The sequence below is a fragment of the Lysinibacillus parviboronicapiens genome (genome assembly GCF_003049575.1).
Taxonomy (GTDB): Bacteria; Bacillota; Bacilli; order Bacillales_A; family Planococcaceae; genus Lysinibacillus; species Lysinibacillus parviboronicapiens.
In genome coordinates this window covers 131,569-147,738 of sequence record NZ_PYWI01000006.1, presented here as the reverse complement: position 1 = coordinate 147,738, position 16,170 = coordinate 131,569, and the positions used below count along the sequence as shown (strand labels likewise).

Annotated in this window: 14 protein-coding genes, 1 pseudogene and 1 riboswitch; of the genes and pseudogenes, 1 reads left to right on the top strand and 14 read right to left on the bottom strand. The window is 37.7% G+C overall.

The annotated features are described in order from the left end of the window. Nucleotides 1–190: 190 nt before the first annotated feature. The 14 genes and pseudogenes from C9J35_RS08000 to C9J35_RS07935 all read right to left on the bottom strand — a co-directional run bounded on the left by C9J35_RS08000 (nucleotide 191) and on the right by C9J35_RS07935 (nucleotide 14,913). The gene (locus tag C9J35_RS08000; RefSeq protein ID WP_107924089.1) at nucleotides 191–1,888 is read right to left on the bottom strand and encodes a M3 family oligoendopeptidase; all 1,698 of its coding nucleotides are present in this window, start codon (nucleotides 1,886–1,888) and stop codon (nucleotides 191–193) included. 82 nt (nucleotides 1,889–1,970) lie between these two features. After that, nucleotides 1,971–2,546 (bottom strand): YdcF family protein, encoded by a 576-nt coding sequence (locus C9J35_RS07995; protein WP_054768333.1) that lies wholly within the window; start codon nucleotides 2,544–2,546, stop codon nucleotides 1,971–1,973. An 87-nt stretch (nucleotides 2,547–2,633) separates the two neighbouring features. After that, nucleotides 2,634–4,376: a methyl-accepting chemotaxis protein gene (locus tag C9J35_RS07990; protein ID WP_107924088.1), complete on the bottom strand. Its 1,743-nt coding sequence runs from the start codon at nucleotides 4,374–4,376 to the stop codon at nucleotides 2,634–2,636. Between the two features lie 351 nt (nucleotides 4,377–4,727). Further along, entirely contained in the window at nucleotides 4,728–6,023 is a 1,296-nt protein-coding gene (locus tag C9J35_RS07985; RefSeq protein ID WP_107924087.1) for an arsenic transporter, read from the bottom strand. Between the two features lie 65 nt (nucleotides 6,024–6,088). Further along, nucleotides 6,089–6,808, bottom strand: a complete 720-nt coding sequence (locus C9J35_RS07980; protein WP_054768332.1) for a YebC/PmpR family DNA-binding transcriptional regulator — start codon at nucleotides 6,806–6,808, stop codon at nucleotides 6,089–6,091. 234 nt (nucleotides 6,809–7,042) lie between these two features. Next, entirely contained in the window at nucleotides 7,043–7,507 is a 465-nt protein-coding gene (locus C9J35_RS07975; RefSeq protein ID WP_107924086.1) for a low molecular weight protein-tyrosine-phosphatase, read from the bottom strand. Between the two features lie 57 nt (nucleotides 7,508–7,564). Next, on the bottom strand, nucleotides 7,565–8,173 hold the full coding sequence (locus C9J35_RS07970) for a lysophospholipid acyltransferase family protein (RefSeq protein ID WP_107924085.1): 609 nt from the start codon (nucleotides 8,171–8,173) through the stop codon (nucleotides 7,565–7,567). A 79-nt stretch (nucleotides 8,174–8,252) separates the two neighbouring features. Beyond that, nucleotides 8,253–9,083 carry a putative RNA methyltransferase gene (locus C9J35_RS07965; RefSeq protein ID WP_054768330.1) on the bottom strand — a complete coding sequence of 277 codons (831 nt, stop codon included), beginning with the start codon at nucleotides 9,081–9,083 and terminating at the stop codon, nucleotides 8,253–8,255. Beyond that, a complete protein-coding gene (locus tag C9J35_RS07960; protein ID WP_201262050.1) occupies nucleotides 9,084–10,463 on the bottom strand; it encodes an MATE family efflux transporter in 1,380 nt (459 codons plus the stop codon). It lies immediately after the preceding gene. A gap of 202 nt (nucleotides 10,464–10,665) precedes the next feature. Continuing rightward, the gene (locus C9J35_RS07955) at nucleotides 10,666–11,421 is read right to left on the bottom strand and encodes a tyrosine-protein phosphatase (RefSeq protein WP_193767038.1); all 756 of its coding nucleotides are present in this window, start codon (nucleotides 11,419–11,421) and stop codon (nucleotides 10,666–10,668) included. Between the two features lie 299 nt (nucleotides 11,422–11,720). Continuing rightward, nucleotides 11,721–12,671, bottom strand: a complete 951-nt coding sequence (locus C9J35_RS07950) for an ABC transporter substrate-binding protein (RefSeq protein WP_107924083.1) — start codon at nucleotides 12,669–12,671, stop codon at nucleotides 11,721–11,723. A gap of 5 nt (nucleotides 12,672–12,676) precedes the next feature. Continuing rightward, nucleotides 12,677–13,216 (bottom strand): cobalamin adenosyltransferase family protein, encoded by a 540-nt coding sequence (locus C9J35_RS07945; protein ID WP_107924082.1) that lies wholly within the window; start codon nucleotides 13,214–13,216, stop codon nucleotides 12,677–12,679. Nucleotides 13,217–13,395: 179 nt separating this feature from the next. Further along, nucleotides 13,396–13,596, bottom strand: a riboswitch (cobalamin riboswitch). A gap of 153 nt (nucleotides 13,597–13,749) precedes the next feature. Then, nucleotides 13,750–14,245 (bottom strand): annotated as a pseudogene (locus C9J35_RS07940) (glutathione peroxidase). A gap of 119 nt (nucleotides 14,246–14,364) precedes the next feature. Continuing rightward, entirely contained in the window at nucleotides 14,365–14,913 is a 549-nt protein-coding gene (locus C9J35_RS07935) for a hypothetical protein (RefSeq protein ID WP_107924081.1), read from the bottom strand. Between the two features lie 92 nt (nucleotides 14,914–15,005). Here C9J35_RS07935 and ytvI point away from each other — a divergent pair, with 92 nt between their 5' ends. Next, nucleotides 15,006–16,064 (top strand): sporulation integral membrane protein YtvI, encoded by a 1,059-nt coding sequence (gene ytvI / locus C9J35_RS07930; RefSeq protein ID WP_107924080.1) that lies wholly within the window; start codon nucleotides 15,006–15,008, stop codon nucleotides 16,062–16,064. The last annotated feature ends 106 nt before the right edge of the window (nucleotides 16,065–16,170 follow it).

Genomic DNA, 16,170 nt, shown 5'->3' with positions numbered 1-16,170 from the left:
GTTGACCATATTAGGTGTTCACAAAAAAATTCCGCTTTCTTTCCGCGGGGATTCGTAAGGCCCTACAGATGCTAAAGCATCTGCGGGTCTCACACGTTGTCCCGCAAGAATATCGCGAAATTCTTTCAAGATATATATTCAATCATTATTTGGGAGCACTGCATCCATTTAGGACATTCTCCAACCCAAACTATAATTTTGTATCGTCGACTGAATTTAAATAGTCTTCAATATCACCAATTACCGATTCCACACAGCCATCCTCAAATGGTGAGATCAATCCAGCTTCCTTCACAAGCTTAGTAAAGGACATTGAACCGCCTAAACCACATAAATGAATATAGTCTTTCCAAGCTGCAGCAAATTCTTCACGCGAGCGTTTCCAGAATTGGAATGCACAAATTTGCGCTAATGTGTAGTCAATATAATAGAATGGACTTGCATAAATATGTGCTTGACGCTGCCAGATACCTCCTACTTCTAGATAGCTATTGCCGTCATAATCGCGATGCGGTAAATAGGTTTCCTCAATTTTCTTCCATACTGCCTTACGCTCTGCTGGTGTCATCTCAGGATTTTCGTAAATAACATGCTGGAACTCATCAACGGCAACCCCATAAGGAAGGAATAAAAGACCACTGCTTAAATGTGTGAATTTGTATTTCTCTGTGTCTTCCTTGAAGAATAATTCCATCCATGGCCACGTAAAGAATTCCATACTCATAGAGTGAATTTCACAAGATTCAAATGTAGGCCATAAATATTCAGGAATGCCAATATTACGGCTTGAATACACCTGGAAGGCATGTCCAGCCTCATGTGTTAATACATCGATATCTCCAGATGTTCCATTGAAATTCGAGAAGATAAACGGTGCATGATAATTTTCAATAAATGTACAATAACCGCCACTTTCTTTGCCCTTCTTTGCCACTAAATCCATTAAATCATTATCAATCATAAAGTTGAAGAATTCACCTGTTTCGCTTGATAATTCTTCGTACATTTTCTTGCCATTGGCAACAATCCACTCTGGATCACCCTTCGGGGTAGCATTACCTGTTAAGAAATTTAAATTTTCATCATAGAATTTAAAATCAGAGATGCCGATACGTTTTGCTTGGCGTTCAAAAAGTTTAGTTGCAACGGGTACGATTAAATCACGCACCTGATCTCGGAATTTCTTTACCATATTCGCATCATAATCAATACGGTTCATGCGTATATAGCCAAGTTCAACATAATTTTTATAGCCAAGCTTCACAGCGATTTCGTGACGTACCTTTACTAGTTCATCATATAAGCGGTCAAATTCCGCTTCATGCTCTGCAAAAAATCCAAAACGTGCATCTGTTGCAGCTTTACGCATGGCACGATCAGTCGATTCAGCGTATGGACCAAGCTGTGCAAGTGTTAATGTTTCACCATTAAATTCAATTTGCGCTGAGGCAACTAGCTTATTATATTCAGAAACCAATTTATTTTCTTTTTGCATTAAATCGATGACATTCGGAGAAAAGCCCTTAATTTGGTAGGAAGCTAAATCGAATAGCTGTTGTCCCCACTTTTCTTCTAATTGTTCGCGTAATGGTGAAGCAACTAACGCTTTATAATATTCTGTAGTGACTTCTTCTAGCTCTGGGCCGACCTCGTCAAAATAATCGCGTTCCGCCTGATAAAATTCATCATTCGTATCAATGGACGCGCGAATATAAACTAAGTTTGCCATGGTCGCATAGTCTTTACTTAGCTTATTTAATTTCTCTATAAGATTACTTTGTTCCTCTACAGTTTGAGCATCTTTGAATTGCTTAATTAAAGCTAATTGTTGCTCTTTTAATGCCTCCACATTCGGACGTTGATATTCATAATCTTTAAACGTTGTCATAGAAGTCCCCTCTTTCTATCGTATACACGGTGATATTTCTATTATATGCCAAATACATCGGATTAAGAAACAAAATTTACCTTTAGTAGCCCAAAATATATGTTTTTAATAGCGCTGCTCTTTCCCGTATTCTTAGCTTAGTTTCAACAGATTTAGGTGTTTTTGCGACAACAACATCTACCTCAAAGCCTAAAGATTTTGCTAGATATTTCGCCCGTTGCAAATGAAAATCATTCGAAACGATCGTAATTTGCTTTGTCGCCTCTGGTAATAACTCCTTTGAAAATAGTAAATTTTCGTATGTTGATGTCGATTGATCTTCTACCAAAATACGTTCAGCGGGGATACCCCTTTGTACTAAATAATCGAGCATAACAGAGGCCTCTGTTCTGTCTTCATCAGATCCTTGTCCACCTGAAACAATCACCTTCACATGTGGATACTTCGTTAAATAGTCGATCGATTCCTCTAATCTATTTCTTAAAGCTAGTGAGGGAACTCCATTTGGTTTTACCTTGGCGCCAAGCACAATCATATATGTAGCTGTCCCATTTGCTAGTGGTTGTGCACCATGCTTTATGTCCTCTCCCAGCCATATATAAATCCCACCACTAATGCAGAATAGTAGAATCGCTATCCTTATTATCCACTTCTTCATATGCATCACCCCTTACTTCTATCAACGCGCTACGATGAAAAAGGATGCTTGTACAAAGTATTACTTCTGTACAAACATCCAATTCAGTTATCGTAATATAAAGCGCTTAATAGATTCTTGTAATGCCGCGATTTCATCAGTTAAGTCATTGGAGGATTCACTCACAAGTTGAATTGCTCGCTGTTGCTCGTCAACAGAGGCAGTTACTTCCTCTGATGTGCCCGCGTTTTTCTCACTGATATGGGCAATGCTTTCAATGGAATGCATGATTTCATCCTTCGAATGATTCAAATATTCTACGCCAGTTGCCATTTCCTCTATGGCCGAAATAATTTTTTCAACCGCTAACTCAATTTCCTTGAATGATGATTCTGTAATCGCCACCGAATCATTTTGTTCTTGAACAATGGAATTGGTTTTGTGCATTTCGCCTGTCACTAGATTTGTTTCACTTTCAATCCCCCGTAATGTTGTACGCACCAATTCTGTCGCTACAGATGTTTGATCCGCAAGTTTACGTACTTCCTCTGCAACTACGGCAAAACCCTTACCATGTTCACCGGCACGAGCCGCTTCAATCGATGCATTTAACGCCAAAAGGTTCGTCTGATCAGAAATTTCATTTATTGTTCCGACAATACCTTCAATTTCTCTTACCTTTACAATCAGGCTATCAAATACAGTTTGTACATTACTTATTAGTGCTGACGATTCCAATGATTTTTCCTTCAAACGATTTAAGTTTGCTAAACCATCCACATTGGATTGCTTCATCAGTTGTGATGAATTTAACATGGATGTGTTTTTATCATGTAAAACGACGATTTGCTGTGCAAAATCAAGAGCTGTGCGGTTCGTATCCTCAGCATCTGAGGCCTGCTGCACCGCGCCACTTGATACCTCATTAATTGCTTTTACGATTTCATCACCATATGCATTTGTTTCCTCTGCCACCGCTGTAAGGTTAGAAGAAGTTGCTTGTATTTCTACAATCGATTCTTCAACATCTGTAATTAATGTTTTTAATTGCTTAACCATTTCATTGAAGCCTTCATTTAATTGGCCAATTTCATCAGAACGTTGTAAATTTTCGATTTCGACAGTTAGATTTCCCTTTGCTACTTCACGAACACGTTTTGACAAGCGACCGATTGGTAAAGCTAAATGTCTAGAAACTAAGATAACAATGATACTTCCAATAATAACTGCCCCAAATAATGTAAGTCCAATCACTAATAATAATGAATACGCTTCTTTATTAAAATCTTGCATATATGTACCCGATGCAATAATCCAACCCCAATGAGGATCTTTTTCGGAGTAGATTATTTTATCAGCCAAAGTTGTTTGTCCCGGCAATTCAAACTCATATTGTGTAAAACCGCCGCCTTCAAGTGCTCTATCAGTGACTTCGCGTATGAAATACTTACCACTGCTATCCTGATCTTCCCAAAGATTGTCTCCCTCACGAGTAGGATGGGTTGTTAATGTTCCTTTATCATCTAAAACATAAATATAACCGTACTCACCTAAATCACCTGGGTAATTAATCGGCCGTTTTCCTTCACTGTCCTTTGGACCAAGAAATGCTTCACGTACTCTTTCTTGTGCAACTTCCAGAGGGATGTCGCCTTTTTCTACACTTTCATTCGCCAGTTCAATTAATTGCAAAGCAGATTCAACGCTATTTTGTATAACTTGCTCTCCAATACCCTCCATACCATCTTTTGCTTTCCCATAACTAACTACCCCTATAATTAAGCTTGGCACTATTAGTAGTGCTAATGAAATGATAATTAATTTCCCCTGTATTGAACGTAAAAATTTCATGCTTTACACCCCTTTTCTCTTCGTTCACAAAATGTATTAATCTATATTATGGTATGGTTTCAAAGTTAACACAATGGGTAAACCACAAATAATAGGCAAATTAGTTGCTTTATTGGCTAAATATGCTATTATGCGCATTTTTATATATTAGAAAAAAACTATCTTTCTACAGGGTTATGGTCTGTAGAAAAATAGTTTTTTGATGTTTATCATAATTTAAATGTATGAATGCCTACCGTTTACTTCATTATGAACATTTGAAAAAAACTTGCCCAAAATAGTAAGGTTAAAGTTTTAATTTTCTAAGTTGTTATGCCTTATTATTGACTATTCTACATTCAGCCTGCTCTGCTACGCTATAATCACTAACCAAACAATCAATGCTAGTAACGTAGCCAAAAGTGTCGGTACAGTTAGAATTATACCTATCTTTAAAAACTGCCCCCAACTTATTCTAATGCCTCGTTGTGCTAATATATGAAGCCATATTAATGTAGCAAGGGATCCAATGGGAGTCATTTTTGGCCCTAGATTAGTACCAATAACATTTGCATATATAAGCCCTTTTTTAATGGAACCCGTTGCACTTGTCTCGGCAATGGCTAATGCATCAATCATAACTGTAGGTAAATTATTCATTACTGCCGACAGTACTGCTGCTACAAAGCCCATCGTTATAGTTGCCACAACCAATCCCTGCTGAACGGCATGTTCTAGTAATCCAGCTAATAAACCTGTCATTCCCACATTTTTCAATCCATACACAACTACATACATGCCAATAGAGAAAAACACAATACTCCACGGTGCACCTTTTACAACTCGTTTCGTATCTATCTGTTGACTGCTTTGTGCTAGCCATAAAAAGATAGCTGCGACGCCACATAAAATAAAGGATACTGGAATTTTTAAAAACTCACTCGATAGGAAGCCGATTAGTAAAATTGCTATTACATACCAGGAGAAACGAAATAACTTTCTATCGCGGATGGCTGCTGCTGGTTGTTCTACTGCTTCCAACGAATAATGCTTTGGTATCGATTTGCGAAAATAAACATAAAGCACGATTACACTAGCTAGTAACGAAAAGAAATTTGGCACTATCATATGTATTGCATATTCCATGAAACCAATACCAAAATAATCTGCCGAAACAATATTTGTTAAATTGCTAATTACTAGGGGTAGCGATGTTGTATCTGCAATAAAACCACTTGCTATAATAAATGGAAAAACCATCTTCTCCGTCATATTCAGCTTACGCACCATCGCCAACACAATCGGCGTTAAAATGAGCGCTGCGCCGTCATTTGCAAATAAAGCTGATACGATTGCGCCTAGGCAGGCAATATAAATAAATAAGCGAACCCCACTACCTTTCGCAAGTCGTGCCATATGAAGTGCTGCCCATTCAAAAAAACCAATTTCATCTAAAATAAGTGAGATTATAATAATACCTATAAACGCTAATGTTGCATTCCATACAATGCCCGTTACCTCCATAACATCATGCCATGTAACGACACCCACGATAAGCGCAATTGCTGCTCCAATACATGCAGACCAACCAATTGATATTTTACGTGGCTGCACAATCACTAAAAATAATGTCCCTAAAAATATCACGACAGCTAAAAAAGTCTGCACAATTCTCCTCCCTAATTAAAAACCAGTAGCATTATCGCTACTGGTTTATCATATTTATTAAATGATTATTCGCTTAAATCTGCATTATGGTAGACATTTTGTACATCATCTAAATCTTCTAATGCATCAATTAATTTTTCAAATTTGGCTACATCATCACCAGTTAATGTAACTTCTGTTTGTGGTAACATGGAAAGCTCAGCTACTGTGAATTCTTCTACGCCTGCCTCTTTCAGTGCTTCTTGAGCAGCAAAGAATTGATCTGGCTCTGCATAAATAATGACTGTTTCGTCTTCCTCAAGAATGTCACGTGCATCTATATCTGCTTCCATTAAAATCTCAAGTACTTCGTCTGCTGACTTACCTTCTAACCCAATAACAGCTGTTGAATCGAACATATAAGCTACAGAACCACTTACACCCATGTTTCCGTTATTTTTACCGAAGGCTGCACGCACATCTGAAGCTGTACGATTAACATTGTTTGTTAAGGCATCCACGATTAGCATTGTACCGGCTGGGCCAAAACCTTCATAGCGTAATTCGTCGAAGTTTTCATCGCCCCCGCCTTTCGCTTTTTCAATAGCCTTTTCAATGATGTGTTTTGGGACACTATATGTTTTTGCACGTTCAAGGACAACTTTAAGGGCGCGGTTTGATTCAGGGTCTGGTTCGCCCGACTTTGCTGCTACATAAATTTCGCGACCGAATTTTGCATTTACACGGCTTGTGCTTTGGTCTTTAGACGCTTTCTTTTCTTTAATATTGTTCCACTTACGACCCATTGTTTCCACTCTCTTTCGAAAATAAAGTTTATAAAAATCATAGATGCGCATCGGCACATCTGTAAATGGTAATTAAATACTTATCGTATCTTTACTCTGCAAATAATAACACAATGATGCTTACAAAGCTAGATATACCAATGTTTAAGGTACTACTTTTTGAAACTTCAGTTACTAATTTTTTCATCATTCAGAGACTTCTTTTATGCTACATTACAATAAATAATAGCATTTTCACAATCTATTTTCTTGTATAATTTTTTCTAATAATGCCTGACATCCTTCTACCGCTAAATCATAGGTTTCTTGAAAATCTCCTGTATAGTAAGGGTCTGGTACGTCTTTTCGATGACTTGTTAAATCTAAAAAGCGGAAAATCTTTGGTGAATGTGGATTGCCTAACATTGAGTGGATATTTTGAATATTACTATCATCCATCCCTACAATATAATCAAATTGCTCGAAGTCTGTCTTTTGTAATTGACGTCCTTTCATCCCGCGTGTCGAAATTCCATACTCTTGAAGCTTATCTTGCGTACCTCGATGCGGTGGTTCACCTATATGCCACGCACTTGTCGCAGCAGAATCCACTTCAATGACCTCACTTACATGTTGTTTTTCTACTAAATCACGCATTACTGCTTCAACCATCGGCGAACGACATATATTACCCAAACAAACGAAAAGAACTCGAATCATTACAATGTCCCCCTATGACAAAACACTCAAAATCACATGATTTTGAGTGCTTACTTTTTACTTTTTCTCTGCTGCAATTCGCTTGTGTAACTCCTCTGTCAGCGTAAGTAGTTCATGCTCTAAATGGTGCATAAATTCCTCACGTCCGTCTTTACCCTTACCGGTTACATAAAATGGTTCACCATAAATTAGATAACCCTTACCACGCTTAAATACATCGCCAGCATTACGTGCACCAACGTAAGCGGCTGGGACGATTTGTGTTTTTGATAGCTGTGCAATCGTAATGGCACCTTGCTTTAAATCAGCACCTTCTGTATTGCGTGTCCCAGAGGGGAAAATCCCTACAATTTTCCCCTCTTTCAATAACTGCGAAGGAATTTTAATGACACTCGGTCCTGGATTATCACGATCAACTGGGAAGGCATTTAAATGCCCGATGAGCCAGCCAAGGCCTTTTATATCAAATAACTGCTTTTTTGCCATGAAATGAATTTCTCGGGGATACATCGAAACACCTAAGTTTAAAATATCAACATACCCTGTATGTGTACAGGCAATAATAAACCCACCATCCTTCGGTAGGTTCTGCTCCTCATACACACGAGCTTTTGAGCCCATTAACTTTAATATTATCTTGACGACGCTTGCTATGAATTTATACACTGTCTCATTCCTATCTTGTTAAATAGTTATCACTATTGTAATCGAAAAGACTAGTATACTGCAATTACCTATACACTAATTAGACCTTTCCCACTAACACATCAACATCAATCGTAATTTCACGTAGCGTAATACTTGTTCCTTCTGTCTTATGCCAACCCATCGGTGTCATTTCAAGGAGTGCAGGAACAAGCTCTGAAGCAAGTGGAACCTTATAAGTAACACGTTCAACCATCACTTCAGCAAAACTCTCCCTAAATCGTTCTACGGTTTGTTCATTGGAATACGTTTCCTTAGCTGAATCGGCATATAGCTGCGCGCGAAGCTCTTGTAAATAGCCACTTTGTGGTACAACCTTGATCACACATCCGCCAGGTACTAGTAGCCGCTTAAATTCCTCATAATTAGCTGGCGATAAAATATTTAATATGGCCTCAAAGCTAGTTTTTGCAAATGGACTCTTCGCTAAGTCACCGACACACCAAATTTGCTCTGGATAATGGCGAGCTGCAGCAAGGATACCTTCCTTTGCAATATCAATTCCAATGCCTATACCCTCTCTATGTGCCATTATGCGCGCTAAATGTGAGCCCTCACCACAGCCTGTATCCAGCACTGTTTTAGCAGCAGCCATTAGTTCTATAATTTTCCCTTCCAGTACATCGTACATACCACTATCAATAATAGCTTTGCGAGATTCAAAAAGATCCTTACTGTATTTTGACGCAGCACTATGTGTCAGCATATTAATATAGCCTTGCTTGGCAATATCGAAAGAATGATGCATTGAACACTCAAGTCGCCCTTGTTCATGCACCCGCATAGACTCTTTACAAATTGGACAAGCAAATAGCGTAATATTGTTGTTCATCAATACCGCTCCTGCAGCTCGTTTTGATAATGCGCTCATTTAATTCGCCTCCTTCTGCTCTGTTGGTGAAACGAGTGCAAAACGCTCCCATTTCCTACTTTTCCATCTAAAGTATACGATGATGGCACGCAACCATTCATCTGCTGAAATAGCTAGCCAAATTCCTACTAATCCCCAATCTAAAACGAATACGAACAAATAGCCAAGCGGTAGACTCATACAGACCATTGACAGGAAACCAATTTTCACAGGAAATCTTGCATCTCCTGAGGCACGTAGTGAATTAATAATAACAATATTCATTGTACGCCCAGTTTCAAGTAAAATACTCAACACTAAGACAGATGCCCCAATGGCAATAACTTCTGGATTATCTGTAAAAATGCCCATAAGTGGTGTACGGAAAAACGTCACTACTATCACCATTATTATCGTGAACGTAAATGCTGCACGTACACTCGACCACAGTTGATGATATGCCTCATCCTTCTGACCAGCACCGACATTGCGACCTATGATAATCGCTGTCCCTGTACCGATTGCAATAGCAAATAAGTACGTAAACATAGAAATATTCATAGCATATTGTCTTGCCGCAAGCGTTTCAGCTCCTAAGTATGTGGCATAGTAAAGGAAAATAATTTGGCAGAACTGATATAATACCTGCTCAAAAGCTGACGGTAAACCGATATTTAATATTTTCCGGACATATTCTTTTGAATAGGTGAAATAATATTCTAGTTTGACCCGCACTTCCATTACTTGATACAACAGCCATAAAAACGCAATTACTGCCAGTCCACGGCTGATAACAGAGGAAATAGCTGCCCCTTTTACGCCTAACTCTGGTAAACCTAAATTACCAAAAATAAAGCCATAATTTAATACAACATGAAGCACGTTCATGCCAAGGGAAACATACATCGTTTGCTTTGTCCAACCATGTACACGAATTACCGCTGCTAATGCATTGATAATTGCTTGAAGGAAAATAAAGCTACCGATAATAACTAAATAGCTTTGGGCATAAAGCAATACTTCACCCGTTAAATTCATCATAGACATTAATTTGCTTGCACCAAAGAAGAACACAACACTCATAATGAGCCCTACGCATAAATTCATGGTAACCGCCAATGCTGAAATCTTCGCTGCTTCGAAGTAACGCTTTGAGCCTAGATACTGCGAAACAACAATCGAAGCGCCATTTCCGACAACTTCAAGTATTAATATTGCAATATGAATATATTGATTAGCCGCACCAACCCCTGAAACAGCATTATCAGATAAAGCACTAAGCATAAATGTATCAGCTAGCCCCATTAACATAAATAAAAAAACTTCTAAAAAAATCGGCCACGTTAAATGAAATAAACTTAAATGTTCGGCCGCTTTTTTCACTCTAATCGTATGTGCCAATTACTTCCACTTCTCTCTCTACATTACATAAAAATCTATTGTATCTTATCATAGATTTGTCTGCTGTAAAGACTTATTCAGTGAGAAGGGTGACAAAATCTGTCGTCCTGTTCGTCAGTGGCCTAACTCACTAAAAAACCCGGCATCTCACAAAAGCAGAGCATAAAAAAAACCCTCTCACAGGGCTCATGTGAAAGGGTTCTTATTCATTTAAACAATTAGCCTGTAATTGTTCACGTTTGGCTTGAGTTAGACCAAACTCTTGCTCTAAAAATGCGGTTTTTGAGCCATAACGAACTTCCATTGCATCGAACGCTGCTTGTAAATAGTCTTCTCTGGCAGACATTAATGCATAGAACTGCTGTAATTCTCGATCATTAAAATCCTTTTGAATCGCCTGCGCCATTCGGTCTACCATCGGGCGTAAAAGTTCATTCGTATCTAAATAATCTTGCATAATAATCTCCTCAGGGACATCTAACGCTAATAAAATCAGTGCACCACCTATACCTGTTCGATCTTTCCCTACTGCACAATGATGAACAAGCCCTAAATTTTCCGGGTTTTGAATGGTAGCCATTAATTCTTTAAAAGAAGCATTATTAAAGGGCATTTGTGCATAAAAATCACAGAACATTTCTGGACTTACAACTTTGTAAAAACTTTGCCCGCCAGTATTCGTAGGCATTTCAAAAGCATGGTTCCCTTTTGCAGGGATTTGTATATATCTAGCATTTAGAAATGTCGGATTAGGATTATTTTGCGCTTCATGTTTGTCTCGATAATCAAAAATCGTTTTCACACCTAGTGTCTCAAAGCGTTCTTTATCCGCCATCGTCATTTTTCCAAGTGCTGCCGAACGATAGATTAAGCCTTTTTTGACAGTACGTCCATCCTTCGTCTGATAGCCACCCATATCACGGAAATTATAGACTGCTTCAAACGGAATAACCTTCATGTCAAACTGTGTCAACCACAACGCCTCCCTTATATTAGCAATCACCTTACTTTCTATTCTATAAAACAACTGAGGATAATACCAATTTTCACACCAGGGCTTTTCTGTACATAGCAATGCCTTTTCACCAAAAAGACATGCGATGTATAGCGCTATCTAAAATAAATCTTGCCTTCTTACCAGAGCGCATTTCCAGGGCACCTGAGCGCTTCTCCCTCTTTCCGAGCTAATTTCGGCAAGGTGTCATACCTAACAAAAAGCCGTCCTAATCTAATAGAACGGCTCTTAAAAGTCTTTAATTATTGAAACAGCTCAGGATAAACAGCTTTGGCTACTAACTCAACCGCTTCCCCAATACGTGGACCAGGACGAGTGGAAATATCAGCATCTACATAATATACTGCTTTGTTTTGAATCGCTGTAATCGTATTCCAACCATTACGGGCAATAATTTCTGCCGCAGGATCCTTAGCGTAATTCACAGTTGTTAGAATAACTTCAGGGTTTTTAGCAATGACGTCTTCCTCAGAAACCTTTACCCAACCCTTTTGGTCAGCAAATACATTGCTCACATTAGCAGCATTTAAAATTTCTTGTTGGAATGTACCTGCTGCTGTTGTATAAATGTCTGGCTTTGGACTAATCTCCAAGTAAACATTTTTTTGTTTTTCTACATCTTTTACTTTTGCTTGAACATTAGCTATTTTAGCCTTAATGTCTTTATTTAATTGCTCACCTTTATCCTCAACACCCATGACAGTCGCAATTTGTTCTATATCCCCATAAACATCTTTAAATGAGGCTGCTGACTGGATAACAAATACTTTTACACCTGCATCTTCAAGTCCTTTTAACGCGTCATCCTTGCCAGTAGTATAAGCAATCACTACATCTGGCTTTAATGCTAAAATGCGCTCGCTATTAAACGTCATAGAATCTGATACTCGTTCAATGTTTTGTGCTTCTGCTGGATATGTATCATAATCTGTTGCGCCTACGATTTTATCCCCAACACCTAATGCAAATAAAATTTCTGTATTGCTTGGCTGTAATGACACCACAGTTTTTGGTACAGCATCAAATGTCACTTCTACACCACGATCATCAGTCACTTTATAGCCTGTTGCTTCAGTTGATTTTTGTTTCTGAGATGTTTCCCCATTCTTCGCTTCATCAGTTGTACCGCAGCCCACTAGGACAAGTGCTAACATCAAAATTGATAGCCATTGGAAATTAAATAATTTCTTCACTTATCTCATTCTCCTTTTTTCTTTTTCATTGGGTATGATTTACTTATAAACGGAATTTCAGCAATTCCAGCTTGTTGATTCATGTATACAGCCATGACAAAAAACACATTCGCCAGTAATCCTAAATAATCGAAGAGAATAGCTGGTACTTCTCGCTCTTCAGACACTTTGTGCAAGACACGGTATGATTTTTTCGCTTCACTTCGACATAAATGAAGGGCAGCAGCAGCCTCCGTTCCTTGTGGTAAAACAAAGTTTTGAATCTCTTCCCTAACATGCTCAACGTAAAAATCATAACGATTACTTAACCATGCTAAATCTTCATCGGTAACTGCCAATTTGCCACGTACTGAACCATTGACATGATAAGCCATCGGCAAAATTGCCAGCAAATCGCCTGCTACAACCTCCACCGTTTCTTTCTTTACAGCCGCCAGGGCAACACCTACATGTGTTGTTAAACTATCTGTACGAATTTCATAATCAACCGTTGATACTTTTTCACGCATAAACGGATAACATGAATAACGCGCATCTTTTTTCAAAACTAAGACCCCCACTTTCTTTCGTGAAATTCTCCTTACTTACTGGATGAAGGTTAAAGTGCATAAAAAAAACGCCACTCCCGATTAATAGAGTAACGACGAAAATGCATAAATAGTGTCGCTTTGACACGACATTGCCTATGTATTTGCCGCATATCCTCCTAACTTCCGAAGAGTACTTATACGTTCAAATAAAGGTCGGTCTCCTGGCTTGTACAGTTCACTACCTAGATGTAGCGATGTCATAAATACCTTCCCATCTAATCTTAGACAGTGGCTTAAATTTATGATTTATGTACTTACAGTTGCGGAAACAGCTTCGGTTTTACACCGAATTCCCGATTATGCTATGGCCTAGCACCCTTATTCTGCAAGAATTATTCACTTGTAAAGCAGTTTATCATATATTGTGATGAAAAAGTAGTTGCGAAATTGCGGAAAACTCGGTCAAAAACATATAAAACCTAGCACTATTTCTACATAACGATTAGCTATTTGTAGTTCTCACCTGAAAATTCTAAATTCAATAATGACTATAAAATTCTTTCGATAGCTTGTTCAATATCAAGTTGAGAATCCGTTTGTTCGAAGCGCGCAGTTGTTTTACCATTACCATCTACTAAAAATTGTGTAAAGTTCCAGCGAATATTGCGACCATCTAAAAAGCTAGGTGCTATTTGGACTATCGTTTGAGCTAACATTTTCTCCTGTATATTTGCCTTTCCAAATTCACGAAAATTCACTTCATGCTTTAAATAATTGAATAATGGATGTGTAGTCTCACCATTTACTTGCACTAATTCAAAAATTGGAAATATCACACCATAATTTACTTTACATAGCTGTGTAGTTTCTTCACCATCTTCTGGATTTTGATTGTCAAATTGGTCACAAAGAAAACCTAACACAACGAAATTATCCTTGCCCTATTTTTCATACATTTTTTTGTAAATATTCAAACTGATATGTAAAACGACATTTGTTTGCTGTGTTGACAATAAGCATCGGCTTCCCACGATATGTTTCCATCGATAAAATTTCACCATTTGGCTTTTAAACCTCATTTTCATATTTTTCATGATTATGGCAATAAACTAAATTTTCTCCAACAAATGAATTTCAACATAAAAAACAGCCATTACGCTTGTTTATCGAATGGCTGTCTGATATTTCTTTTTATATTTTACGTTTTGTTCTTCATCAATTAATCTCTTTGCAATTTCTAATAGATTCCTGTCATTCGTGGCATCAAACAACTTTTTAAAGGATACAATAATATCGTAGCGGATCAGTGTCGGGTGTTTTTCGTCAATACACGTTTGGAATCTTTTTGCTAAATACGAAACAATTAAATCTCTTTGCACTTGTCCAGCAAGCCCAATTTGCCAGATTGCTTGTAGACTATGTCTTGCCGTTACAGTTTTATCATCATACGTTACTGCCCAAATTTTCAAAAAATCCTCTAGTACACGTTCTTCTGGATCACTTTTAGCCGCCAATGCGCATAAAAACTGTACTGCACGTGCACGTACATGTCCATCTTTATATGTAAGGGCTTGAACGAGATGCTCCCAGACTGAGTATGTCCAGTCAACTGGTTCTTGCATAATTTTTATCAATTCTTCATAAGACTCGAATTGGATTTCACGGTCATGCTCTGTTATATTACTAAAAAGTTGCAAAATCTCTTTTTCCATGATTCATCCCTACCTTTATTCTGTCAGAACGTTATAAAATTTTAAATTTTTTATGTTACACTTAACTTAGTTTATACAAAGAAGGAGAGTTTATGAATAAATCTATTACCCGAAAGTTGATTTTACGAACGCTTGTGATTATATGTCTAATAGTTGCGGCATATTTTATCATACCAGTCTCCGTGCCTATTATATTGGCGGGGATTACCGCTTTTTTCTTAGAACCAATTGTAATGTTTTTTAAACGAAAATGGAAAATGTCTCGGAAAATTGCAGTCGCCTTCATTTACATAATGAGCGTTATCTTTATTTCTATTATTTGTTACTTTACTATTACACAGCTCATGTCGCAAATTATAGTAGTTTCAAAGCAAGCCCCCTATTATATTTCTAAACTATCGGAAATGTGGTTAAACATGCAAGATAACATTTCTAAATATACGGAAGACTTCCCCGCTGAAGTGAGTGCTTCACTTCAAAGTACAACAATGGATTTCATTAAGAAAATTGAAGAATCTTTTCTAAACATCTTTAATTATACCAAAGTTACTGCATTCTTTTCAGAAATTCCAAGCCTCTTTATTAGTCTTCTCGTATATATGATTGCTCTATTTCTATTTATGCTAGATTTACCAAAATTAAAACAAGTTACTTACAAATATTTGAAGCCATCTACTGCGAAAAAAATGAAAATAATTTCTAATCGTTTAAAAGACGCATTTTTTGGTTTTATGAAGGCACATCTACTCGTGAGCTTTATTATTGGAGGTGTCACACTTGTTGGACTTCTCCTTATTCAGCCCAAATATGCTGTCACAATGACCTTAATCATTTGGCTAATTGACATCGTTCCATTTCTGGGATCAATTATTATTTTAGCACCTTGGGGGCTTTATCATTTATTAATGGGAAACACATCCATTTCTGTCCAATTATTCATCTTAGCAGTTATTCTACTCATAATTCGTCGAGTAGTCGAGCCCAAGTTGATGGGAGATCATATCGGATTATCTACCTTGCCAACATTAATAGCCATGTTTATCGGACTTCAGCTATTTGGTATCATTGGTTTACTCACTGGACCATTTTTTATTATTTTATTCATTGCTTTAAAAGAAACAGGTATTATCAAGTTGAATTTCAAAGTTTAACTAACTTATAAGAAAAGCGCACTCGCGGCCATATAGCTGCGACAAGCGCTGAAAAAGAATGTATAGCGCACATGCCACATAAAGTGGCTTTCGCCGCGTCATTAAT